Origin of the sequence: Pannonibacter anstelovis (assembly GCF_036881715.1) — a bacterium.
Lineage (GTDB): Bacteria > Pseudomonadota > Alphaproteobacteria > Rhizobiales > Stappiaceae > Pannonibacter > Pannonibacter anstelovis.
Window position 1 is genome coordinate 47,696 of record NZ_JBAKBF010000009.1, and the last position, 23,294, is coordinate 70,989.

21 protein-coding genes are annotated in these 23,294 nt (G+C 62.4%); 5 read left to right on the forward strand and 16 right to left on the reverse strand.

The window, feature by feature from the left end; genetic code table 11:
• Position 1: 1 nt before the first annotated feature.
• The 3 genes from V6L75_RS14510 to kynB form a co-directional block, all read right to left on the reverse strand.
• Positions 2–709 (reverse strand): ABC transporter ATP-binding protein, encoded by a 708-nt coding sequence (locus tag V6L75_RS14510; RefSeq protein WP_334252202.1) that lies wholly within the window; start codon positions 707–709, stop codon positions 2–4.
• Positions 706–1,476 carry an ABC transporter ATP-binding protein gene (locus V6L75_RS14515; protein WP_334252203.1) on the reverse strand — a complete coding sequence of 257 codons (771 nt, stop codon included), beginning with the start codon at positions 1,474–1,476 and terminating at the stop codon, positions 706–708. Before V6L75_RS14515 ends, V6L75_RS14510 begins: the two co-directional genes overlap by 4 nt.
• Before the next feature lie 70 nt (positions 1,477–1,546).
• The gene (kynB, locus tag V6L75_RS14520) at positions 1,547–2,182 is read right to left on the reverse strand and encodes an arylformamidase (protein ID WP_334252204.1); all 636 of its coding nucleotides are present in this window, start codon (positions 2,180–2,182) and stop codon (positions 1,547–1,549) included.
• Positions 2,183–2,231: 49 nt separating this feature from the next.
• Here kynB and V6L75_RS14525 point away from each other — a divergent pair, with 49 nt between their 5' ends.
• Both V6L75_RS14525 and V6L75_RS14530 read left to right on the forward strand, forming a co-directional pair.
• Positions 2,232–2,396 (forward strand): hypothetical protein, encoded by a 165-nt coding sequence (locus V6L75_RS14525; RefSeq protein ID WP_334252205.1) that lies wholly within the window; start codon positions 2,232–2,234, stop codon positions 2,394–2,396.
• Positions 2,397–2,870: 474 nt separating this feature from the next.
• Positions 2,871–4,964, forward strand: a complete 2,094-nt coding sequence (locus V6L75_RS14530) for a putative bifunctional diguanylate cyclase/phosphodiesterase (RefSeq protein ID WP_334252206.1) — start codon at positions 2,871–2,873, stop codon at positions 4,962–4,964.
• Between the two features lie 42 nt (positions 4,965–5,006).
• Here V6L75_RS14530 and kynA read toward each other — a convergent pair whose 3' ends face one another.
• Together kynA and kynU are read right to left on the reverse strand one after the other, a co-directional pair.
• Positions 5,007–5,849 carry a tryptophan 2,3-dioxygenase gene (kynA, locus tag V6L75_RS14535; protein WP_334252207.1) on the reverse strand — a complete coding sequence of 281 codons (843 nt, stop codon included), beginning with the start codon at positions 5,847–5,849 and terminating at the stop codon, positions 5,007–5,009.
• Position 5,850: 1 nt separating this feature from the next.
• Positions 5,851–7,080, reverse strand: coding sequence for a kynureninase (kynU, locus tag V6L75_RS14540; protein ID WP_334252208.1), 1,230 nt, complete (start codon positions 7,078–7,080; stop codon positions 5,851–5,853).
• Between the two features lie 177 nt (positions 7,081–7,257).
• On the opposite strand from kynU, the gene V6L75_RS14545 reads away from it, so the two are divergent.
• Together V6L75_RS14545 and V6L75_RS14550 are read left to right on the forward strand one after the other, a co-directional pair.
• A complete protein-coding gene (locus tag V6L75_RS14545; RefSeq protein WP_334252209.1) occupies positions 7,258–7,956 on the forward strand; it encodes a GntR family transcriptional regulator in 699 nt (232 codons plus the stop codon).
• Positions 7,957–8,175: 219 nt separating this feature from the next.
• Positions 8,176–8,580 (forward strand): MAPEG family protein, encoded by a 405-nt coding sequence (locus tag V6L75_RS14550; RefSeq protein WP_334252210.1) that lies wholly within the window; start codon positions 8,176–8,178, stop codon positions 8,578–8,580.
• 45 nt (positions 8,581–8,625) lie between these two features.
• Here the strand turns inward: V6L75_RS14550 and V6L75_RS14555 are convergent, their stop codons facing one another.
• From V6L75_RS14555 to V6L75_RS14605, 11 genes are all read right to left on the reverse strand, one after another.
• On the reverse strand, positions 8,626–9,708 hold the full coding sequence (locus V6L75_RS14555) for a TRAP transporter substrate-binding protein (protein ID WP_334252211.1): 1,083 nt from the start codon (positions 9,706–9,708) through the stop codon (positions 8,626–8,628).
• Between the two features lie 139 nt (positions 9,709–9,847).
• Positions 9,848–10,465, reverse strand: coding sequence for a GntR family transcriptional regulator (locus V6L75_RS14560; protein ID WP_334252341.1), 618 nt, complete (start codon positions 10,463–10,465; stop codon positions 9,848–9,850).
• A gap of 81 nt (positions 10,466–10,546) precedes the next feature.
• Positions 10,547–11,620, reverse strand: coding sequence for an anhydro-N-acetylmuramic acid kinase (locus V6L75_RS14565; protein WP_334252212.1), 1,074 nt, complete (start codon positions 11,618–11,620; stop codon positions 10,547–10,549).
• Positions 11,621–11,684: 64 nt separating this feature from the next.
• On the reverse strand, positions 11,685–12,221 hold the full coding sequence (locus tag V6L75_RS14570; protein WP_334252213.1) for a globin domain-containing protein: 537 nt from the start codon (positions 12,219–12,221) through the stop codon (positions 11,685–11,687).
• Positions 12,222–12,270: 49 nt separating this feature from the next.
• Entirely contained in the window at positions 12,271–12,897 is a 627-nt protein-coding gene (locus V6L75_RS14575) for a biliverdin-producing heme oxygenase (RefSeq protein ID WP_334252214.1), read from the reverse strand.
• Positions 12,898–12,927: 30 nt separating this feature from the next.
• The gene (locus V6L75_RS14580; protein ID WP_334252215.1) at positions 12,928–14,238 is read right to left on the reverse strand and encodes an HlyD family type I secretion periplasmic adaptor subunit; all 1,311 of its coding nucleotides are present in this window, start codon (positions 14,236–14,238) and stop codon (positions 12,928–12,930) included.
• Positions 14,235–16,100, reverse strand: a complete 1,866-nt coding sequence (locus tag V6L75_RS14585; protein ID WP_334252216.1) for a type I secretion system permease/ATPase — start codon at positions 16,098–16,100, stop codon at positions 14,235–14,237. The genes V6L75_RS14580 and V6L75_RS14585 overlap by 4 nt, the downstream gene beginning before the upstream one ends.
• A 13-nt stretch (positions 16,101–16,113) precedes the next feature.
• A complete protein-coding gene (locus V6L75_RS14590; protein ID WP_334252217.1) occupies positions 16,114–16,830 on the reverse strand; it encodes a hypothetical protein in 717 nt (238 codons plus the stop codon).
• A 113-nt stretch (positions 16,831–16,943) separates the two neighbouring features.
• On the reverse strand, positions 16,944–19,760 hold the full coding sequence (locus tag V6L75_RS14595; RefSeq protein WP_334252218.1) for a TonB-dependent receptor: 2,817 nt from the start codon (positions 19,758–19,760) through the stop codon (positions 16,944–16,946).
• A gap of 138 nt (positions 19,761–19,898) precedes the next feature.
• Positions 19,899–20,993, reverse strand: a complete 1,095-nt coding sequence (locus V6L75_RS14600) for a FecR family protein (RefSeq protein ID WP_334252219.1) — start codon at positions 20,991–20,993, stop codon at positions 19,899–19,901.
• 106 nt (positions 20,994–21,099) lie between these two features.
• Positions 21,100–21,609, reverse strand: a complete 510-nt coding sequence (locus V6L75_RS14605) for an RNA polymerase sigma factor (protein WP_334252220.1) — start codon at positions 21,607–21,609, stop codon at positions 21,100–21,102.
• 255 nt (positions 21,610–21,864) lie between these two features.
• Here V6L75_RS14605 and V6L75_RS14610 point away from each other — a divergent pair, with 255 nt between their 5' ends.
• Complete coding sequence (locus tag V6L75_RS14610) at positions 21,865–23,289, forward strand: pyridoxal phosphate-dependent decarboxylase family protein (protein ID WP_334252221.1); 1,425 nt, start codon at positions 21,865–21,867, stop codon at positions 23,287–23,289.
• The last annotated feature ends 5 nt before the right edge of the window (positions 23,290–23,294 follow it).

Genomic DNA, 23,294 nt, shown 5'->3' on the forward strand with positions numbered 1-23,294 from the left:
CTCACCCGCCCAGGAACATTTCTGCGACCTCGCGGTCGGCGAGAAGCGCCTGCCCCGTGCCTTCGTGCCGGTTGGCACCTGCCGCCAGCACATAAGCCCGGTCGGCAAAGGCAAGGGCCTGCTTGGCATGCTGCTCCACCAGCAGGATGGCGACGCCCGTATCGCGGACATCGCGGCTGATCTGGAAGATCTGCTCCATGTATTTCGGCGAAAGGCCCGCCGTCGGCTCGTCCAGCAGCAGAAGCTTGGGATCGAGCATCAGCGCCCGGCCCATGGCCACCATCTGCCGCTGCCCGCCGGAGAGATTGCCCGCCGGTGTCTTGCGGCGCGCCTTCAGATCCGGGAACAGGGTGTAAACCCGGTCAAAGGCGGCCGAGAGATCGCCTTTGCGCAGGAAGGCACCCATCTCGAGGTTTTCGTGGATGCTCATTTCGCGGAAAATATTGTCCACCTGCGGCACGTAGCAGATGCCGCGCTGGACGATCTGGTTCGGCGCCCAGCTGGTGATATCGGTGCCATCGAAGGTGATGGAGCCGCCGCGAATGGTGAGAAGGCCGAAGATGGCCTTCATCGCGGTGGATTTGCCCGCCCCGTTGGGGCCGACGATGACCACGATCTCGCGGTCATTCACGGTCATCGACACCTGATTGAGAATGTTGGTCTCGCCATAGCCCCCGGTGAGGGACTGCATTGCCAGGAGCGCGCTCATGCTGCATCTCCCTGCGTTTCACCGAGATAGGCTTCGAGCACCCTTGGATCGGAGCGCACGGTCTGGAAGTCTCCGGCGATGAGAACCTTGCCTTCCGCCATGCAGACGACCGGATGGCAGAGCTTCTCGATCATCTCCATGTCGTGCTCGATGAGGATGAAGGTGTAGCCGCGGTCGCGATTGAGGATCTGGATCTTTTCTTCCAGTTTGCGCAGCAGCGTGCGGTTGACGCCGGCAGCGGGCTCATCCAGCAGCACCAGCTTGGCATCCGTCATCATGGTGCGGCCCAGTTCCAGCAGCTTTTTCTGCCCGCCGGAAAGATTGCCGGCCCGCTCGCCCGCCACATGGGTGAGCTCAAGGAAGTCCAGCGTCTCCCAGGCCCGGCGGACAACCTCTGCCTCGGAACTGGCCACCCTGCCCCAGTTGAACCAGTTGGCCAGAAGGTTCTCGCCCGGCTGGGCCGGGGCCACCATCATCAGGTTTTCCAGCGCCGTCAGCCGGTGAAACTCGTGCGGGATCTGGAAGGTGCGCACCAGACCCTTGTGGAACAGCTTGTTGGCCGGCAGACCGGTCACATCCTCACCACAGAAACGGATTTTGCCCGCCACCGGAGGAAATGCACCTGCAATGAGATTGAAAAGCGTTGTCTTGCCAGCGCCATTGGGACCGATCAGGCCTGTGATCGTGCCTTCCTTCACCTGGAAGGTACAGTGATCAACAGCCGTGAAGCCGCCAAACTGCATGACAAGCTGGTCGAGTTCCAGCATCTGATTTTCCCCGCCGCTGCGATTGGCAGCGCCCTTATTGTTTCTTCTTGCGCCCGGTGTCAGGTTACCCTCAGTCCCTCGCTAGCGTGCGCAGGACCGCCCTGACAGGCGCCGCATCCAGTCCTTCTAGCCGGATGGGCAGAGCAATCAACTCATAATCCCCCGGCTCGATACCCGCCAGTACCAGATTTTCCAGAATCCGCATGTCATGCCGGAACACAGTCATGTGAGAGGGAAGGTCCTTTGACGTGTCCGGGTCAACGGAGGGCACATCGACCCCTACCAGCCGCACGCCCCGTGAAGCCAGCAGCTCGACCGTCTCTGGCGCCAGTGCGCGGAAGCCTTCCGGCCACACATCCGGATCAAGGCTTTCCTCGCAGCGCAGAAGCACCCGCTGCGGCACGTCAACCAGCGCTGCCTCGATGTCCTGTGGCGCAACGAGAGGGCCGGCGCCTCTTGCGTCAATCACGCGGGCTGGACCGATGTAATCCTCCAGCGCCAGCTGATCGATCGTGGCGCCATCCTTGGCATAGTGCAGCGGCGCGTCCGCATGGGCGCCACAATGCACGGACATGGAAAAGGCTGCCACATTGACCGGGCAGCCGGGACCGATGGAAAAGGTGTGCCGCAGCTCGAAGCGCGCGTCACCCGGAAAAACGGCAGAACTGGCCCGAAGCGGCGGTGTTATGTCGATAAGGCTGGGCAAGGCAAACTCCGGTTACGGCCAATGATACCAACTCTCAATCGGCCGACGCATGGAAATGCTGGTCAATCCCATGGGGCGCCTGCGCAATCAAGGTGAGATGCGGCAGCATCCCGGATGCTTCGGCACTGCGAGAGGCGATGAAGCGCGAAAGAAGTCAGAAAATGAGATTACTTTGAATTTAAAATATATCAAGGCGCCTTTTTGGCTTTCTTGACAACGCCAGACAGGCAAGCTGAAAACCTTTTCCAAGAGAGCCGGAGCCGGGCAAATCACAACTACCTAAATACAACCATAAATACATAAAACCTCACCAAAGGCCCCAGCCAGGAAAGCATAGAAGCGAAATTCCAAGTATTTTCAGCATCTTCCTTATTTCAACGGCTTGCCCCTGTTTACCATAACCACGCACAAGGACGGCGAAAAAAGCCGGAAACATCATAATCTCAAACGAATTTGGCAACGCGCATGCATTAAAATTTACTTATTCGTAACTATCCCGATTAAGCCTTGGAAAACACATTCATTGAATACTGAAATGTGAGACTACGATTAGAGATTGAAAGCGGCTTGGCATTTCTTTGGATGTTCCAGAACCTGTCAAACCTCACGATGCGAACATCAAAGCGTCATTTTAGAGGCAGTTGCCGAGTTTCGAAAATTGACCCCAAGGATATACGGCACCACTTAGATGAAGTCAGAGACGGACGATTTCTTCCGGACTTGCGAGGTAGAGGCAGAAGAGCTGCTTGACCAGCTCGGGCGTATCGCGACCGCACTCTGGATCTACGACTTCGATCTGAAGCGTATCTTGTGGGCCAATGCCAGCGGCCTTGAGGTATGGGGAGCATCGAGCCTCGAACAATTGCGATCCCGCGATCTCAGCTCGGATATGTCCCGGACGGTTGCGGAGCGGCTGAACCAATACAAGGCCGACTTCCAGCGAAGCGATGCAACCTTCACCGAGACCTGGACGCTTTATCCTCTTGGGGTACCAAAGACGCTGCAGGTTATCTTTCGGGGAACCCGTCTGAAGGATGGCCGCACCGGCATGCTGTGCGAAGGCATTGTCAACCACGAGATCAGGCCGGAGACGCTGCGCAGTGCAGAAGCCTTGCTGCATACGCCTGTCATGATCTCCCTGTACTCCCGCAATGGTGCTCCGCTTTACCGTAATCCCGCCTCACGCGCCTCGCAGATCGAAACCGAGCTGACCCTCCAGAACCGGCTTGTGGACGGGTCTATCGCAGAAGCGATGATGGGAGCTCTGGATTATGGCTCGGATTGCAAGGTGGTGGCCCAGACCCGTACAACGAATGGCATCCGCTGGCACGAGATAACAGCCCGGACCTGCCGCGATGCGGTCACCGGTGTGCAGGCTTATCTGGTCAGCGAAATTGATGTCACCGAGCTGAAGGAAACCCAGGAGCGGGCCAGATTCCTGGCGGACCACGACTTCCTGACCGGATTGCCGAACCGGCTCTACCTTCAGTCTCGCCTGCCGGCCATGATCAACGCTGCCCTGACCGAAGGCCGGAACCTCTACCTCTATTTCATCGATCTCAATGGCTTCAAGGTCATCAACGACACTCTGGGCCATATCACTGGCGATCTGGTGCTGAGCGCAGCTGCAGCCAGGCTGTCCGGGTTTGCCGGCGAAAGGGGAACTGTTGCGCGCCTTGGCGGCGATGAGTTCATCGTCTGCATTCCCGAGCGGGCCGCCGGTCTCAACCCGCAGGACACCGGCCGCCAGCTGCTGGATCTTTTCAGCGAACCCATGGATATCGGCGGCCAGCTGCTCCAGGTGAGCGCCGCCGCTGGCATGAGCGTCTGCCCGGATGATGGCAAGGACATGGACACCTTGATGCGCCATGGTGATCTTGCGCTTTACGAGGCGCGGGGCGGACGCGCCAACACGATCACTCCGTTCTCCATGGACCTGCGCCAGCGTCTTGATGAACGCGTCGCGCTGGAGCAGGACCTTTGGCGTGCACTGGAGAACAATGAATTTCTCCTGCATTTCCAGCCGCGTGTCTGCGTCAGGACCGGAGCCATCCTCTCAGCCGAGGCCCTGATCCGGTGGCAGCACCCAAGACGTGGCCTGTTAAACCCCGGCAGCTTCATCCCGGCCTGCGAAGAAACCGGCATGATCGTGGAGGTGGGCGAATGGGTTTACCGGCAAGTTGCGCTGCACCAGAAGCACCTGCAGGATGCGGGCATCGATATCAGCCTGTCCCTGAACCTTTCCGTACGCCAGTTCCAGGATCAGGAACTGATCGAAAAGCTCCTGCTGCTGCCACAGGAAACAGGTTGCGATCCGCACAGAATCGGTTTCGAAATAACCGAATCCATGCTGCTGGGCGACAGCCCGGCTATGCGCTTCTCTCTGTCACGCATGAAGAAGTGCGGCTACAACATACTGATAGATGATTTCGGAACGGGCTATTCCAACCTGGCCTATTTGCAGAATTATCCCATTGACGTGCTGAAGATCGACCGAACGTTCATCAATGATCTGAAGACGGCAGCTCCGATCACGCGGCTGATCATTTCTCTCGGCAATGTGCTGAATGTGCGGATCGTGGCAGAAGGGGTCGAGACGGCGGAACAGCTTGAGTGGCTGCGGGCCAATGGCTGCGATGAGTATCAGGGCTTCCTCTTCAGCCGGCCAGTGCCTTTTGCAGACCTTGTCCAGCAATGCGAAGAGGACCAGGAGCGGCGGCGCAACCAGTCCAAGGTGCTGAAAGTGCGCAAGCCCCGGCAGGCCATTACCCGCCGGGCCTGAGAGGATCCCGATGAGCCTCGCCCATCGGGACTAACTGTAAGGTCACAGATCCGCGCGCAGGTCCCAGAGTTCCGGGAAGAGCACCACTTCGAGCATACGGCGCAGATAGACGACTCCACTGGTGCCGCCGGTGCCGCGCTTGAAGCCGATCACGCGTTCCACCGTGGTCACATGATTGAAGCGCCAGCGCCGGAAATAGTCCTCGAAATCGACCAGCTTTTCCGCCAGCTCGTAGAGCGTCCAGTAGCGGGCCGGATCACGGTAAACCCCGATCCAGGCCTGGCGGACCGACTCGTCCGCCGCGTAGGGCTGCGACACATCCCGGTTCAGCATCGCGTCCGAAATCTCGAAGCCGGAACGGGCAAGCAGCCGGATGGCCTCGTCATAGAGGCTGGTTTCCTGACGGATGGCTTCCAGCCAGCCATGAACGCCGGGCACATGCTCATGCGGACGCATCATGGCTGCATTCTTGTTGCCGGCCATGAATTCGATCGCCCGGTACTGGAACGACTGGAAGCCGGAAGACTGACCCAGCGCCGCGCGGAAGGTGGTGTAGTCGCTGGGCGTCATCGTGCGAAGCACGTCCCAGGCAGAGTTCAATTGCTCGAAGATCCGCGCCACGCGGGTGAGCAGCTTGAAGGCGGGCTGCACGTTGCCGCTGGCGATATGGGCCTTGGCCGACGTCAGCTCATGCAGCGCCAGCTTCATCCAGAGTTCGGAGGTCTGGTGCTGGATGATGAACAGCAGCTCGTCATCGGCCTCGGACAGAGGGGCCTGTGCCGTCAGGATCTTGTCCAGTGACAGATAGTCGCCGTAGGACATGCGCCCGTCAAAGCGCATCTGCGCGCCGTCTTCCGACGGATCATAAGGTGTCTTGGCGCTCATCTCAGGTCACCTTGGCGCGAGTCTTGAACTGCGGCGCGTCCCAGCTGCGGGTGGCGAGAATGTCCACCAGAATGTCGACGGCCTTCACCACATCAGCATGTGACAGGTAGAGCGGTGTGAAGCCGAAGCGGACGATATCCGGCGCCCGGAAATCGCCAATGACGCCGCGTGCGATCAATGCCTGCATCAGGGCATAGCCCTCGGCAAAGCGGAAGGAGACCTGGCTGCCGCGCTCATCAGCATTGCGCGGGCTTGCCAGCTCCAGCCCCTCGCAGCGGCTTTCCACTTCCTTGATGAACAGCTCACACAGGGAAACGGATTTCGCCCGCAGTACGTCCATATCCACATCGTCAAACACATCCAGCGCCGCATCGAGTGCGGAGAGCGACAGGATCGGCGGGGTGCCGACGCGGAACTGGTCCACCCCTTGTGCTCCGCGGTAATCGAGATCGAACGCGAAGGGCGCATCGTGACCCATCCAGCCGTTCAACGGCTGGCGGGCAGCAGCCTGATGGCGCTCTGCCACATAGAGGAAAGCCGGGGCACCTGGGCCGCCATTCAGATACTTGTAGCCGCAGCCGATGGCAAAATCGGCGCCGCAGGCATCCAGCTCCACCTTGAAGGCACCGGCCGAATGGGCGAGATCCCAGATGGCAAGGGCACCGGCCTCATGGGCAAGCCGGGTCAGCTCTGCCATGTCATGACGGCGGCCCGTGCGGTAGTCGACCTGTGTGATCATCATAACCGCAATCTCATCCGTGATGGCGCCTGCCACCTCCTCCGGGGCGACGAGACGCAGCTCATGGCCGGCATTCAGCAGGTCCCGCAGGCCTTGCGCCATGTAGAGATCCGTCGGAAAGTTGCCGGTGTCGGAGAGGATCACCTTGCGCTCCGGGCGCAGGGCAAGGGCGGCGGAAAGCACCTTGAACAGATTGATCGAGGTGCTGTCACCGGCGATCACCGTGCCGGGCGCAGCGCCCACCAGACGGCCGATCCGGTCGCCCACACGGCGCGGCAGATCCACCCAGTCATGCTCGTTCCAGGCACGGATGAGGCTTTCGCCCCACTGCTTGCTCACGACATCTGCGACGCGCTGCGGTACATGGGCCGGCAGCGTGCCAAGGGAGTTGCCATCCAGATAGATGACGCCCTCTGGCAGGGCAAAGGCGGCACGCTTGGGGCCGAGTGGATCGCCCTGGTCAAGCGGATGAAGGCTGGATGCTCCGGTCATTAAATCTCCCTCTGCCGGTCTTGTGGTGCAAGCAAGCGCACTCACCTCCGCAGGTCTGCGGCTCATACGGCCACGCTAACAGGGGACCTGCACGGCCGCAAGGATTATATATAATTTGACAGGTCATATATTCCTGCTCAGATGCATAGACAGACCACAACCGGAAATCCAAACGGCATGCCGAAGACGGAAGACGCCTACAACGCCCTGCGCAACGCCATTCTGGAATGCTCCCTCGCCCCTGACGCGCCGCTGACCGTCTCCCTGTTGAAGGAGCGGTTCGGCTTTGGCTGGACGCCCTTGCGCGAGGCGCTGTCGCGGCTGGAGGCAGAGCGGCTGGTGGTGCTGGCACCCAATCGCGGCTACAGGGTCTGCGGCGTCTCGGCAGAAAGCCTGCGCGATCTTCAGGATGCGCGGCTTGCCATAGAGCCGAGGCTTTTCATCCGCTCCATTGCTGAAGGGAACGAAGACTGGGAAGGACGTGTGGTCGCAGCGCATCACCAGCTGGCTTCCACGCCCGTGCCAGTGCCGAACGCCGCGCGCGATGCCATCCACCTGTGGGAGCGGCGGCACGATGCGTTTCACGCTGCCCTTCTCTCCGGCACCCAGGCCCCCTGGCTGCAGCTCTTTGCCAGCCAGGTCAATGACCAGCTCCGCCGCCACCAGCGGCACATGCTCAGCTCTCCCGAGGTGCGCGCCCGTATGGATGACGACCCGCAAGGGCGGCTGCGGGAAACCTATGAAAAGACGCTTGGCCTTGGCCCGCACACGGAGCTGATGCAGGCAGCCCTCGACCGGGACCCGGAGCGCGCTGCCCGCCTTCTGAGCGATCATATCGGCTTCTCGCTCGCGGTTTTTGAGGCGCTGTGGTCCTGAGGGCGTGGCACTGCTTGCCGGATTGAACCTGCGCAGTGCCGCCGGACACAGCCAGATATGGGCCGCAACATCTCACTGGCGCGCGCGAAGTTACAAGGAAAGCTCGACCGGCGGCCTTGCCGCGAATATTGTCGTGAGCTGAAACCCTGACGGGAGATGGGCAATCCTGTCGCATCATGGCAAGGGACACGTGCAGCCGCCCACACTGGGAGAAACACCTTGCAGCAGACAGCACTTCTTCTCAGCGCCACTCCCATCTATGCAGGGGTTCTGGGGCTGATCTACATCTACCTGAGTTTCCGCGTCGTCGGCCGCCGCAAGAGCCTTCAGCTGGCGCTGGGGGATGGCGGCGACACGGAGTTGCTGCGCCGTCTGCGCGTCCACGGCAACTTCGCCGAATATGTGCCGCTCGTGCTGATCCTGATCCTCATGTGCGAATTGCAGGGCGCACCGGTTCTGCTCGTGCATGCCCTCGGCCTCGCTTTCACGATCGGCCGTGTATCGCACGCCTATGGCGTTTCCCAGCCGAAGGAGCAGCTGATCTTCCGTATGACCGGCATGATCCTCACCTTCGCCACCCTCACCATCTCTGCGGTCACGGGCATCGTTCTGGCAGTGATGTGAAACAGGCAGCCCGGACAGCCGAACGGCCGTCCGGGCGCTATCATGTTACACGCCCCAGACGGCAGCGCGGTCGTGATACATGCGCTCTTCCATGGCCTTGGTGTAGGAGGCGCACTGCTTGATGTAGTCAACGTAGGAGGCGTGCACCTTTTCGGCCACGGCATCACCCTTCGGATAGGCTTCCAGCACCTCGCGCGAGGCCTTGCCCAGCGCTGCTACCACGTCATCCGGGAAGGCCGAGACCTTGGCACCCTTGCTGACCAGATCGGCCAGAACACGCGTGTTGTTGTAGCGGAACTCGGCAATCGTATCCTCGCCCTGCGCCTGTGCGGCGCTAGCGAAGATCGCCTGGAGCGACGGGGACATGTTTCCCCAGACGTTCTGGTTCACAATCATTTCCAGCGCGGCACCCGGCTCGTGGAAGGCCGGCAGGTAGTAGTAGGGTGCGATCTTGTAGAGACCCAGCGCCACGTCATTCCACGGGCCGACAAACTCGGCCGCATCGACGACGCCGGACTGCAGGGCCGGATAGATTTCCGGCGGCGGGGTGAGCACGGTCACAACGCCCAGTTTGCGCATCACGTCGCCGCCCAGACCGGCAATGCGCATCTTGAGGCCGGCCAGATCATCCAGCTTGGTGACCGGATTCTTGAACCAGCCACCAGCCTGCGCACCCGAACCGCCCGCATAGAACGGCTTCACGCCGAAGGGGGCATAAGCCTCGTCCCACAGCGCCTGCCCGCCGCCATAGGCAATCCAGCCCGACAGTTCGGTCTGCTCCAGACCGTAGGGCACGGTGGTGTAGTACATCGCGGCGCGTACCTTGCCCGCGTGGTAATAGGACGCCGTATGGCCCATGTCAGCCGCGCCGCTGGATACGGCACCGAACACCTCGAAGGGAGGCACCAGTTCACCGCCGCCGTAATAGGTAATCTTCACCTTGCCATCGCTCATCGCCTCAATGCGCTTGGCAAGCTTTTCGGCCCCGGTGCCCACACCGGGGAAGCCGCGCGGAAAACCGCCAACGAGCTTGAGGTTCAGCGTTGCCTGCGCAAGGGCGGGTGCAGCAAGGGCAGGTGCAGCCGCAGCCGCAAGCGCGCCCGTTTTCAGAAAATCACGGCGTTTCATTGATTAACCTCCCGGCGGGCTCTGAGCCCGAAGCAGAATTTCCACCTCTGATCGTAGACTGCATCAAGGCCGGTTGACCAGATGGCCCTGATCTTTTTACCGGCTCTTTCAGGGTGCATGGGTCATGCAGGCCCTCACCTCAGTTCTGTTTCAGGCGGGTCTTCTGGGCGTGTTCGATGTGGCGGCGGGCGGCGGTCTCGGCTGCATCCAGATCGCGCGAGGCTATGGCCCGCACGATGGCGGCGTGCTCTTCAATGGCCGTTTCACGCCGTTCGGGCGTATCCAGCGTCGAGCCCGCCATCAGGATCATCGACAGGCGCAGGTGGTCGATCTGGCCGACGAGATAACGGTTGTGTGAGGCGAGATAGATGCGCCGGTGGAACTCCCGGTTGGAGCGCACCATGGATCTTTCGTCGGCCACCCGCTGCCGGTCCGCCTCGACCAGTTCGGTCAGGATCTCGATTTCGGCGTTGGAGGCGTGCTGGGCGGCAAGGCGGGCGGCTGTGCCTTCCAGCACCTCGCGCATGTAATAGACCTCGGAAATCTGCCGGTGGTCCAGAGTCGGGATCACCATGCCCCGGTTCGGCTCGTGAATGGCAAGCCCTTGTGCTTCCAGCCGCTTCAGACCTTCGCGGATCGGAGTGCGGCTGACGCCGAAAATCTCGGCAAGCTCTGCCTCGCGCAGGCGGTCTCCGGGCTTCAGCGTCCGGTCCTCGATGGCTTCCACCAGCCGGCGGTAGATTTCAGCACCGTTCAGCCGCTCATCCTGCCGCTCGCGGTTTCCGAAGACCTCGTCTTCGTCAATGGGTCTGCTCTTGTCCATGTATCTTCATGCGCCTCAGGCTGAGGGGCGGTAGAGGCGTCCGCCGATCACCGGCTCGCGCGCCCCCGTCGTATGCGGATAGCTGGTGGGAAGACCTGCCATGAACCGGGCGCCAAGGAAAGCCATTGCCTGCGCTTCCAGGGCATCGCCGTCAATGCCATGCACATCAGAGCTCACGACTTCCGCATCCAGCCGCTGCGCCAGTTCCGCCATGATGGTCAGATTGCGCCGCCCGCCGCCGCAGACGATCCAGCTTTTCGGCGTGCGCGGCAGCAGCGCGGCGGACCGGGCCACAGCCTCTGCCGTGATGGCTGCGAGCGTTGCCGCGCCATCCAGCCAGGACAGACCCTCGACCCATTTCAGCGAGAAGGCATTGCGGTCCAGCGACTTGGGAGCCGGCTGGGCGAAATAGGGATGGCGCAGGGCGATTTCCACCCGTGAGGCTTCCACATGCCCTGCCCCGGACCATCGTCCGTCCCGGTCGAAATCACCGAGACCGGACAGCCGGATCCAGTCGTCCAGCAGCGCATTTCCCGGCCCGATGTCAAAGGCCATCAGATGCTCACCGCCGATATAGGTGAGATTGGACACTCCGCCGATGTTGAGGAAGCAGAGCGGCTGCTTCAGGCCTGCGGCCAGTGCCCGGTGATAGACAGGCACCAGCGGCGCGCCCTGCCCGCCTGCTTCCATATCCGCCTGGCGCACATCGCCCACGACCGGCAGCCCCAGCACATCGGCCAGCTTCTGCGGGTTGCCGAGCTGCACGGTCTCACCTGCAGCCGGATCATGCCAGACAGTCTGGCCATGGAAGACGACCAGATCCGGCTTGCGCTCCAGCCGCGCCAGAAAGGTAGCAATGGCAACCGCATGATCGCGCGTCACGGCCTCGGCCAGCCCCGGCCAAAGATCCCGGCGGGATGGGCCTGCCGCGATGGTCGCTAGAATGGCGGCGCGGGTTTCGGGAGCATAGGCTTCGGTCTCTGCTGGCCCTGCCGACAGCAGCCGCTCACCATCTGTCGTGATCAGGGCCATGTCGATGCCATCAGCAGACGTGCCGCTGATCGTGCCAAGCACTGTAATCGGATCCATGGCTGAAACTCCGGTTTGCCGGCGCGGGGGCGGCACCACCGAAAGCTGCCGTTCTGCGCGCCGCTCAGGCTGCGCGGTATTCCGCGCTCGCAATCATGATGTCGGACAACGTTGCATAGGCCGCCATCCACGCCGACCGTACCTCAGGTGTGAAGGCTTCGCCAAGGTGGCTCTCAAGTGTCCACATCAAAGCCTCCCCTGCATCAAGATAATGAACAGCGCAGACACCATAGGTTACGTGACGCTTGGCGAGGGCCTCCAGCTCAGGCAACAGCATCTGCAGGTTGGAGAGCATGGCAACCACCGCAGAAAGTGCTTCCAGCAAATGCACCTCCTGCAAAGGCAGCGCAGTGCGGAACAAGGGGCGCAAGGAGGGCGAAAGTTCAAAGAACCGGCAATAGAAACCCGAGATAACGGCAGGCCCCTGAGGACGCAGCCGGTCGAAGCTTTCCTGCACGAGCTGTATCTGCTCAGGCGACACCTCAACCTCCCGGAATTGCGCGCGCACAGCATGCATCATAACGGCGCCGTTTGCGCGTAATGGTATTACCCCATTATCAATATTAAAAACCTTGCCCGCAAACAAGCGGCGGAACCGCAAAATTGGCACCACCGCCGCAAATTAGTATTTTCAGCTTTAGCTTATCACATCAGGCGTAGGCATTGCCCACGTAACGCCGCACGAGGGCAAAAGCCCGCTTGGCATGAGCAATCACCCGTGCCTCGTCTTCCGGAGGCAGCGCAATGGCATCAAGCGCAGCGGTGAACGTGCGCCAGTGCAGCCCGCGCCCTTCCGGATGGCCTGCAAGATGGCGGGCGCCATGGCTTTCCGACAGACCAAGCTTTGCGGCAGCCTTCAACAGGAAGGCCGCGCCAAGGTTGGAGCCTTCAGCCACATAAAGCCAGCCCATGGCAGCAGGTATGTCATCCCCCGGCCCAGCCTCGTCCGCGTCCCGTTTCACCTGCGGCAGCGGGGCGCCGAGATCGGCCAGATCCCGCGCCACGAGATGCAGGCGGCGGCGGCCGTCCAGATCCGGCAGCAGCTGGGCAAGGGCGGGCATGCGGTAGATGCCGTCCATCACCGAGTGAAACCGGTACTGCACCTCGAGAAAACGGATGTAATTGCCGATACTGCCGAAGGGATCGCGGCTCATGATGTCCTTGTCGAGGCCATCGTGAATGTCGTGCGTTGCCTGCTTCAGCATCTTCGCCCGGCTGCCGGGTTCGATGGAGGCGGGTTCGATATTCTCAGGAACATCGTGGGTATGCGCGTCCATGTGTTTCTCCTGGGGTTTGATCAGGCGCCTTCAGTCCTCTCTGAAGGCCCGGGCGATCTGGTCGTTGAGGGGTTTCAGGAAATAGGAAAGCGCCGTGCGCTCTCCGGTCTGGATGAAGGCCTCCGCCGGCATGCCGGGGACGAGGCCCAGCCCGTCAAGGCGTGCAAGTTCCGCACGCGGGATGCGTATGCGCACGAGGTAATAGGTCTGGCCCGTGCGCTCATCCTCGCTGAGATCTGCAGCGACACGGTCCACCTCGCCATTGAGCTCCGGTGTCGTGCGCTGATTGAAGGCGGTCAGGCGGAGCAGGGCTTTCTGGCCAAGCACGATCTGATCGATGTCAGGCGGATTGACCCGCGCTTCCACTGTCAGCTCGTCATTGCCGGGTACGATCAGCATGATCTTGTCGGCCGGGGACACGACACCGCCGACCGTATGCATCGCCAGCTGATGCACCGTGCCGGACTGGGGCGCCTTCAGTTCGATGCGCGCCAGCTTGTCTTCCGCCGCGATTTTGCGCTCCACCAGTTCGCCAACCTGCACGTCGATGTCGCGCAGTTCGTTGCCCGCTTCCGCCCGGAGATCCTGCTCAAGCTGCAGGATCTGCAGCCGCGTCTCGGCAATGCGCCCGGCCGCCTGCGCCTGATAGGCCACGGCCTCGGCCCTGTCGGCGCTGACGGTTGCCGCTTCCCGCTCCAGAGCGTTGAGCCTCTGGGCTGAAACAAGCCGCTGATCATAGAGGCCCTGGAGCTTGGCAATCTCGTCCGCCAGGATGGCAAGGGACCGGTCAAAGGCCTCCTGCTGGCTGCGGAAACCGCTGACCTCATGCTCCAGCTGGGCGATCCTCTCTTGCAGCTGGGCCCTGTTGCCATCCCGCGCCTGCCTGCGAATGGCAAAGAGGCGCATTTCGCTGGCCATTGCTTCGGCGGCCAGCGGCTCGTGCGCACGGGCGAGAAGCTCGGGCGGGAACTGGAGTTCAGGTAAGCCATCGCGCTCGGCCACCAGCCGGGCCTGGCGGGCGGTCAGTTCGTCAAGGCGCTTGGACACGATGGCAAGCGCTGCACGCTCCTGCGTTGCATCCAGCCGCAGCACGGTCTCACCGGCCTCGACATAGGCCCCTTCGGTCACCAGAAGCTCGCCCACGACGCCGCCGGTCGGATGCTGCACCGCCTTCACATAGCTGCCGACAACAAAGGTTCCCGGAGCCACCACAGCGCCTGCAAGGGTGGAGGCCGTGGCCCAGCTGCCAACCCCGGCAGCCAGCAGCACGGCGACAGCTCCACTTGCCAGCATATGGCGGCGCAGCGACCGGGCGAGCGAATAGGACGATGCCGCACTCATTCCGCCGCCTCCTTGTCTTCGCCCGCCTCAGCAGGCGCTTCTGCCTGCACGCTGGCCTGAACGCTGGCCTGTGCGGCCACCACTTTCAGCGGCGGTTGCAGGCGGGCAGACATGCTGCCGAAACCGGCGCCCGGCTGCTTGGCGGCTGGAGCGCCCTTGAGCACACGGGAAAGCACCTCGTCACGCGGGCCGAGGGCCTTCATCCGGCCTGCCTCCATCATCAGCACCTGATCCACGGCACCCAGCGCGCTGGGGCGGTGAGCCACGACAATGGCGATGCCGCCGCGCTCGCGCTGGCGCTTCATCACCTCCACCACGGCGGCCTCGCCCTCCGCATCGAGATTGGCGTTCGGTTCGTCCAGCACCAGCAGGAACGGGTTGCCATAGAGCGCCCGCGCAAGGCCGATGCGCTGGCGCTGGCCACCGGAGAGCCCGGCGCCGTCATGTCCGATGCGGGTCTGGTAGCCCTGCGGCAGGCTTGTGACGAAGCCATGCACCCCGGCAGCTTCCGCCGCTGCGATGATCGCTTCCGGCGCGGCATCGGGATCAAACCGGGCAATATTCTCCGCCACCGTGCCCTCAAACAGCTCGGCCTGCTGCGGCAGATAGCCGGTGTGCCGGCCAAGCGCCTCCAGGCCGTATTGATCGAGTGCTGCCCCGTCCAGCCGCACATGGCCGCGCAGCAGCGGCCACACGCCGGTGAGGGCGCGTACCAGCGTGCTCTTGCCGGAACCGGAAGCCCCGATAATGCCCAGCGCGCTGCCTGCCGCCAGCCGGAACGAGATGTCCGTCACGGTTGGCAAAGTCCCGCCGCCTGCTGCGGAAGGCGGCGCGATGACGAGCCCCTCGGCTCGCAGTTCACGGCTGGGCGCAGGCAGATCAAGCACCGGCGCCGCTTCCTGAAAGACCGGCTCCAGCTTGCGCAGGCGTGCCCAGCCCTGACGTGCTGCCACAAAACTGCGCCAGCTGCCAATCGCCGAATCCACCGGAGCCATGGTGCGGCCCATCATGATGGACGAGGCGATCATCACGCCGGCCGAGGCTTCCTGCTGGATCACCAGCCACGCCCCAACCGCAAGGATGGCCGATTGCAGCGCCTGCCGGACAGCGCGGGATATGGCGCTCATGGTGCCGCTGGTGTCACCAGCGCTGCGGTTGGCGGCAAGGTAGGCAGCGTTCTCCACTTGCCAGCGGTCAGAGATGCGGTGGGCAAAGCCCATGGCCTGGAGGCTTTCGGCGTTGCGGCGGGTCTGTTCGGCAAGGCTGGAGCGGGCAGCACCGCGTTCGGCAGCAACCCGGGAGGGCTGGCGCGCTGACACATCGGCAAAGACGGTGATCGCCACCATGATCATGGTACCGGCCAGCGCAGTTACCCCAATCCAGAAGTGAAAGAGAAAGCAGATGGTGAGATAGACCGGGATCCACGGCAGATCGAACAGGGCTGCCGGGCCGGGCGTTGCGAAGAAGGAGCGGACCGTGTCGAGATCCCGCAAGGGCTGCAGGCCATCCCCCTGCCCGCGCGACATCAGCGGCAGCCGCGCAATGGCGCGCATCACACAAGCAGAAAGGCGCGCATCGGCGCTTTCGCCAAGGCGTAGCAGCAGCCGGGCGCGCAGGCTGTCCAGCAGCGCCTGAAAGCCGAAGAGACCGGCGGACAGCACGCACAGGGCAACCAGCGTCGGGATGCTGCGGCTGGCAAGCACCCGGTCATAGACCTGCAGCATGAACAGCGAGCCGTTGAGGGCGAGCAGGTTGAGGACGGCACTGGCGCAGAACAGCGCCACCACCACCCCTCTCAACGGAAGGCCAGCGGCCCCGGCATTGCGCCGGGGCCGCAAGCCATGCTGGCAGGATGCCAACATGGGGGTCAACCGGTCAGGCGAACAGGAAGTCGGATGCGTCGATGACGCTCGAACTCACGCCCGCCAGCGTCACCGAGTTGCCGCCGTAGGAAATGACGGTATCGGAACCGGAAGCGGCCACAGCCAGGTCGCTGTAGGCCGTGGCCCCCCAGACAGACACATCCAGCGTGTCCGTACCATCCTGATAGCCATAGGTGCCGGTACCGCCCGCGGTCACAGTGTCATTGCCGCCAAGGAAAATGAACGTGTCGGCGCCGCTGAAGCCAACGAGGACATCATCCCCCGTGGTATCGATGATTTCGGTGCCAACGGCACCCAGGTAGTTGTAGATCCCAGAGAGGGAATCCTTCGAGAAATAGTAGATGGCGTAGTCAAAGAGATCCCGACTGCCAGCCAGCGAGTAGTCCGGGTCTGCATAGATCGTCAGCTCCGCATCAACAGCAAAGCCGCTTGCGGAGGATTCACTGTAGTTGGAGCCGAGGACCACGGTATCGACCGTCCCGGTCAGGTTGCCCTGGCTGTACTGCATGTCACCGCTCATGACGACGCCGGAGCCACCGGTTGCACCGCTGCCCCACTGGTCGTAAACAGCCGTGCTGGACGGAGCGGTGGTGATGCCGGACGAGGCGGACCAGAAAGAACCGTAGCTTGGGGTGAAACTTGCAAGCCAGTCGGCAAAGAAGCTCACCATGTCGAAAGACGTTCCGTTCAGTTCGATAGTCGCAGCCATTTCAATCTCCTTGGTTGGCTGTGGCGTGCCGCCCGTTGCGGGAGCGGCGGTTTCCTGGCCGGGCTGCCACCCGGCCAGGAATGACGGGCGGAAGGGATGCCTTCCGCAAAAAGTCAGAACTTCACATTGAACCGCGCCTGCAGGGTGCGCCCGGCCGCTGCCATGGAACTGTTGGCCGGGACGTAGGCCACATCCGTGACGTTGTTGGCTGAAAGATGCAGCGTGGCGTTCTTGTTGACCTTGTAGGAGCCGTAAAGATCCAGCGTGGTGTAGCTATCGCTGTATTCGGTGAGCATGCCGGTATCCACGTCCAGCACCGCCGTCTGGCTGGGCGTCACATGGGTGACACGCGCACCAAGGCTGAGCTTCTCCTCAAAGAAGCGCAGTCCCGCGTCACCCGTCACCTTGAAGCGCGGCGGGATGTTGCCGTTCCAGGCGAAAACGCTGCCACTGGTCACATCCGTGCCGTTGCTGAAGACTTCGGTCTTGCCCGGCCAGTTGGTGGACAGGAAGGTCGCCGAACCGCCAAACCAGAAACGGCCGGCATCATAATTGGCTTCCACCTCCACACCACGGGTGCGGGTGATGCCATCCATGTTGACGAAGCTCGTATAGGTCCTGGCAGTCTCCTGCGAGGCATAGATGGTGCCGAGGACGATGTAGTCGTCGATTTCCCGGTAGAAGGCGGCCGCCTTGATCCGCAGCCGGTCACGCTCCGTGATCAGGCCGTTCGTTATGATATTGGCGCCGATTTCATAGGTTTCCGCCGTTTCCGGGCGTAGCCATGGATTGGGCGCAGTCTGAGCCGGCTGACCATCGCCAGGCTGAAAACCGCCGCTCATGAAGGCTTCGGTGATGGTGGGCGGACGGTAGGTCTGATTATAGCTGGCATAGGGCTTGAACCAGTCAACCGGAACGAATTCCAACGTCACCGAGGGCAGCAGCTTGCCGCCGGAACGGTCGATCTCCTCGTCGTAAATGACGTCCTCGCGGACGGCTGCAGTCGAGGATAGAACCGAACCCTCCTGAACCCAGGTTCCGCTGGAATTGTATGCGCCACAGGGATTGGAATTCCATGTGGCAAACCATTCGGTTCCCCGGCGCCTTAGGGCTGAGTTCCTGGAATTCCGCAATCTAAGATAAGTATCATAAGTCGACGATCCGACAGGGTAAGCTTGCTGAAAAGTAGCAACGCACCCTGCACGCACAACCGCCGCCGGAGTTATAAGCTTGCCGAAGTTATAGTAGCGGGCGGTACCTTTCAGCCGGTACCAGTCATAGCGCAGGCCGCCGGACACGTTGAACCAGCGGACGGGTTCAAGCTTGCCATTGAGGAAGATGCTGGCCATGTCGCGGCGGCCCGGCGGGTTGAACACGCCATAATTGTCCGCATAGTAAGGCGTCTGCGAGATCGACGTGCTTGAGGCAGACTTGTTGGCCACATCACGGAAGGCCTCGACGCCATAATTGAGGGCAAGGCCACCAAGAGGTGTGTTGGCCGTGCTGGTGTTCTGCAGGGTGATGCCGAAACTGGTCAGGCTCTTGTCGATTTCCGTTTCGGGAGACAGGTTGCCACGGGCATCACGAGTTTCCAGAACGGAAGAATCGTTGAGCCAGAGGTTGGCCTTGAAGTCGACCCACTCGCTGTCCGGATCCCAGCCGAAGTTCAGGGAGCCGCTGTCATTGGTGTTCTCGAACCGGCTGATATCGCTATACGCACCGCCGGCGTTGCCGCCGACGCTGTAGGCATAATCATTTTGCTGATGCATCCAGGATGCCGAGGCCCTGATGTCCTCATGCTCCATTTCCAGCTTCAGCATGGAGCCCCAGGTGTCCCGCCCGCGCAAGTCCTTGCGGATGCCATTGGAATCGACCGTTGAGGTTGCTTCGCCCATCCGGCCGGCGCGGTATTCATTCAGTTCTGTCTTGCTGAGGCCCATGGTCAGGGCAAAGACGTCCGACAGCCGGGCGGAGCCGATGACAGATGACTGAAGATTATACCCATTGCTGCCGGTGGCCACATCGGCCTCCGCCCCCCACGACTTGCCGTCCTGAATGATGTCAGCGGCGCCAACCGTACGGAAATCGACGGAACCGGCCAGCGTGCCCGTGTTACCAGCCGTTGCACCAGGGTTCTTGTCGATTTCAACCTGGCGGATGAAAGCGCCATCGACAACGGCCGTACCGCCTGCGCCGATGCTGGAGGAGCCGTAACGCCCGCCGTCCTGCGCATTCTGCCGCGCCCCATCAATGGAGACGGCAACGCGCCCGGAATCCTGTACGCCGCGCAGGTTAGGGGAAACCGTTGGGAAACTGGCAACGCCCTCGCCTGCATAGGCACCGGCAACAGCATTGAACGCCTCCCGGATATCGCGCACGCCCGCATCGCGGATGGCCTCCCCCGAGACCACGGCAACACTCGACGGCGTGTCGTAGACCCAGTCGGGCGCGCCCATGTAGCCGCTGGAGCCCTCGCCCGTCAGCGTCACCGTCTCAAGCTGCGTGGCGCCACCTGCCCCATCCCCGGCAGCACCGGAAGAGGTCCGCGCCGCACCGATCACCGCTGTGCCGTCAGCCGTTATGCGGAAGGGAACACCGGTCTCCTGCAGCATCCGGCCCAGCGCCTCCCGGGGCGTCATGGCACCCTGCACGGCCCGCGTCGTCACTCCATTCGAAGCGCTGGCGGCGAGCGTCACCTGCAGCCCGGACTGGCGGCCAAAGGCACTGACTGCACTGGCCAGCCCCTGCGCGGGAATGCTGAAGTTCCGCACCGCAGCCGTCTGCGCCTGTGCCGCCCCTTGCGGCACCAGCAAGCTCACACCCGCAGTTGCCAGCGGTATCACGGCGATGGTGGCCAGAAGCCTTGCACGATACTGGGAAACGGCTCTGTTCCTGAGAACAGCAGCCCCGAACTCTCTACTCGAAAACATGCCTGCCCTGTCTTTTGTCGTCCCGGCGCAGCCCCTCCGGCGCTGCGCTCCCGACCCTAAAGACGAACAGGCTTGTCAAATTTCTCAGGATTTCACGCCCTCAGGCAAAAATATGAGAATAAAATTCATATTTCTTTTTCAACGGCCGGAAATCAGCCGGATATAAGGGGAAACGGAGACCACTTCGCCGTCAAACGGCTCCACCAGTGCACGCAGGGCACGGTCCGGGTCGCGCAGGTCATAGAAGCCCGTGACGTGCTGGCGTCCGAGCGCCTCATCGGTGAGCCTGACCCAGCCGGGATGATAACGGGCAATTTCCTCCAGCACCGAGCTGACGGTGGCATCCACCACATAAAGGCGGCCCTGACGCCAGGAGCCGATATCTTCCGGTGCGATCTGTCGGGTGACGAGCTGCCCCGTGGCCCTGTCTATGCTCAGCATCTCGCCCGGCACGAGCATCTGCTCCTGCACCCTGCCGCCCACGCTGACCTTTGCCCGGACAGACCCTTCGGCAAGGCTGACATCAATCATGCCGGTGGTGACACGCACATCGAAGGATGTGCCAAGCACCGTTATCCTGACTTCTCCGGCAGCAACGGTGAAAGGCCTTGAAGGGTCTTTCACGACGTCGAAATAGGCATCGCCTGCCAGCAGTTCCACGCCCCGGTCACCGGCGCTGAAGCCGGTGGCAATGGCGCTGGCGGCGGCCAGGGTCACCTGCGAGCCATCCTCCAGCATGACGGCACGCTGCTCGGTCTTCGCCGTGTAATGGTCTGCTTCAAGACGCAGCAGCAGCACCGGCCCAGCCGCAATGGCAAGGCAGGCTGCCATGGCCCCGGCCACGGCAGACAGCATGGCCCGGCGCCAGCGGCGTGGTTCGCCGGCGCGGCGCGCCTGCGGCCCGCTTCGGCGAGGAGAGGCAGTGACCGCTGCGATAGGGGAAGGGGCGGCTTCAGCGACGACGGTTTCTTCGGCAGCAGAAACCGCTACAGCTTGAGATCCATCCAAGGATCCGGCCAATGATCCAGTCTGTTCTGCCGCATGGCCCAGAAGATCCCAGGCGCGGCTCACACGCTGAAAGGCAGCTGCATGCGCAGGAGCTTGCGAGCACCAGAGTTGAAAGGCCTGCCGAAGGGCCTCGTCTTCAGGCGCCTCCCGCAAGCGCACGAGCCAATCCGCCGCCGCTTCAAGCAGTGCTGGTTCCCTGATGTCCCCGGTCTGGTTCACTGGCATGTTGCGCGCGTCTCTTCCCGGAACGGCACTGCCTGCCGCGCCGGATGCCCCTTACTCCTACCAAGACGAGCGAGCCGCAAGAATTTTTCAGAATGACTCCAAAAAATCACGTTTCAGGCTCCAGCAGGGCTGCCAGAGCCGCCAGTGTCCGGGTGACATGGCGGTGCACAGTGGCAGTGGACAGGCCCAGATGAGAGCCGATCTCATCCAGCGTGTAGCCGCCAAAGCGGTGCATTTCCAGCGAGGTACGCACCTCGGGCGGCAGCGTGGCTAGATACTCCGAGATGCGGCGCAGATTCTCGCAGAACAGGGCGTCCTGCTCCGGCGTCTGCACATCCTGCGGCTTCGTCCAGTGCGGCAGGTCCGCCGGTTCCTCACGTGATTCGAGCTGGCGGCGGCGGCGGATGTCGAAGGCAAGATTGCGGACAATGCGGAAGAGGTAGGCCCTGAGGGACGAGGCAGGCGGGCTGTTTTCCGGCACGAAGCGGATGAAGGCCTCCTGCACCACGTCCTCGGCATCGGCACGCGAACCCAGCAGCCGGGTGCCATAGTCGATCAGGGCACTGCGATGTGCCAGATAGGCAGCATACCGGCTATCGCTTTCCCTGAGAGGCATGGACCTGTTCATTCACCTGCGGCCGGACGGCCTGCTTCAAGACTTGCACCGCGGAGCGGTTTCCGGGACCGGCGTGCCGGGCATCAGCATACAGGCAGCAGTTGCCATGCGGCGGCTTGCCTTGCGCACCAATACCTAACTCTTAAACTCATCTTTTAGCAAGTCACCTGCAGGCCGCAAACCGGAACCATGCAACTTGTGACCAGAAGGGCCGCAGGATAACAGTATGCCCGGCATCTTTCAGGGGAGGGACGAATGAACGGCGAAGAATTCCGGCACTGGTCGCGGCGGGCAGCGGATTGGGGCGCGGATTACAGGGCTGGCCTCAGGGACCTTCCCGTTCGTGCGCAGACTGCTCCCGGCGAAATCGCCGCCCGTATTCCCGCTTCCCCGCCCGAAGAGCCGGAAGCGATTGAGGCGATCTTCCAGAGTTTCGAGGCCGATATCCTGCCCGGCATGACCCACTGGCAGCATCCGCGTTTCTTCGCCTATTTCCCGGCCAATGCCGCGCCGGTATCCGTTGTTGCCGAATATCTCGTCAGCGCCATGGCCGCGCAATGCATGTTGTGGCAGACCTCACCGGCAGCAACCGAGCTGGAAGGCCGGGTGACGGACTGGTTCCGTCAGGCGATTGGCCTGCCCGCAGAATTTTCCGGCACGCTGCAGGATACGGCCTCCTCCGCCACTCTGGCCGCCGTTCTGACCCTGCGTGAGCGCGCCCTTGGCTGGCAAGGCAACAGCAAAGGCCTTTCCGGCCAGCCGCGCCTCCGGGTCTATTGCTCGGGCGAGGTACACACCTCCATCGACCGTGCGGTCTGGTTTGCAGGTCTTGGCGCGGACAATCTGGTGCGCATCCCCATCGAAGGGCCTGGCCGGGCGATGAACCCTGAGGCGCTGCAAGCCGCCATCACAGCCGACCGTGAGGCCGGATATCTGCCGGCCGGCATTATCGCCTGCGTCGGCGGCACGGGGTGCGGCGGCACGGACGATATCCGCGCCGTGGTGGAGATTGCCGCCCGCGAAGACCTCTACCTGCATGTGGATGCTGCCTGGGCGGGCTCTGCCATGATCTGCCCGGAATTCCGTGAGCTGTGGGATGGCATTGAGGGCGCGGACAGCATCGTCATCAATCCGCACAAGTGGCTGGGTGCCCAGTTCGATTGCACGGTGCAGTTCCTGCGTGATCCTTCCCAGCAGGTGCGTGCCCTTGCCATCCGGCCGGAGTATCTGAAGACATCCGGTCAGGATGAAATCACCAACTATTCCGAATGGTCCGTGGTGCTGGGCCGCCGTTTCCGGGCATTGAAGCTCTGGTTCCTGATGCGCGCCCATGGCCTCACCGGCCTGCGTGAGATGATCCGCAATCACGTGGCCTGGTCAGTGGAACTGGCACAGACACTCGGCGGTGAGCCCGACTTCGAGATCGTCACCGAGCCCATGCTCTCGCTCTTCACCTTCCGCTACCGCCCGGCGCATCTCTCCGGCGATGAGGAGGCGATTGCCACCGCCAACCGGGCGCTGCTGGAAGCCATCAATGCGGACGGGCGGATCTACCTCACCCAGACGCTGGTGGACGGCCGCTTCGTCCTGCGCTTCCAGGCCGGCCAGTTCGAGACCACCCGCGATGACGTGATGCTGGCCTTTGATGTGATCACCGGCCTTGCGCGCAAGGGAGTGTGAAACTG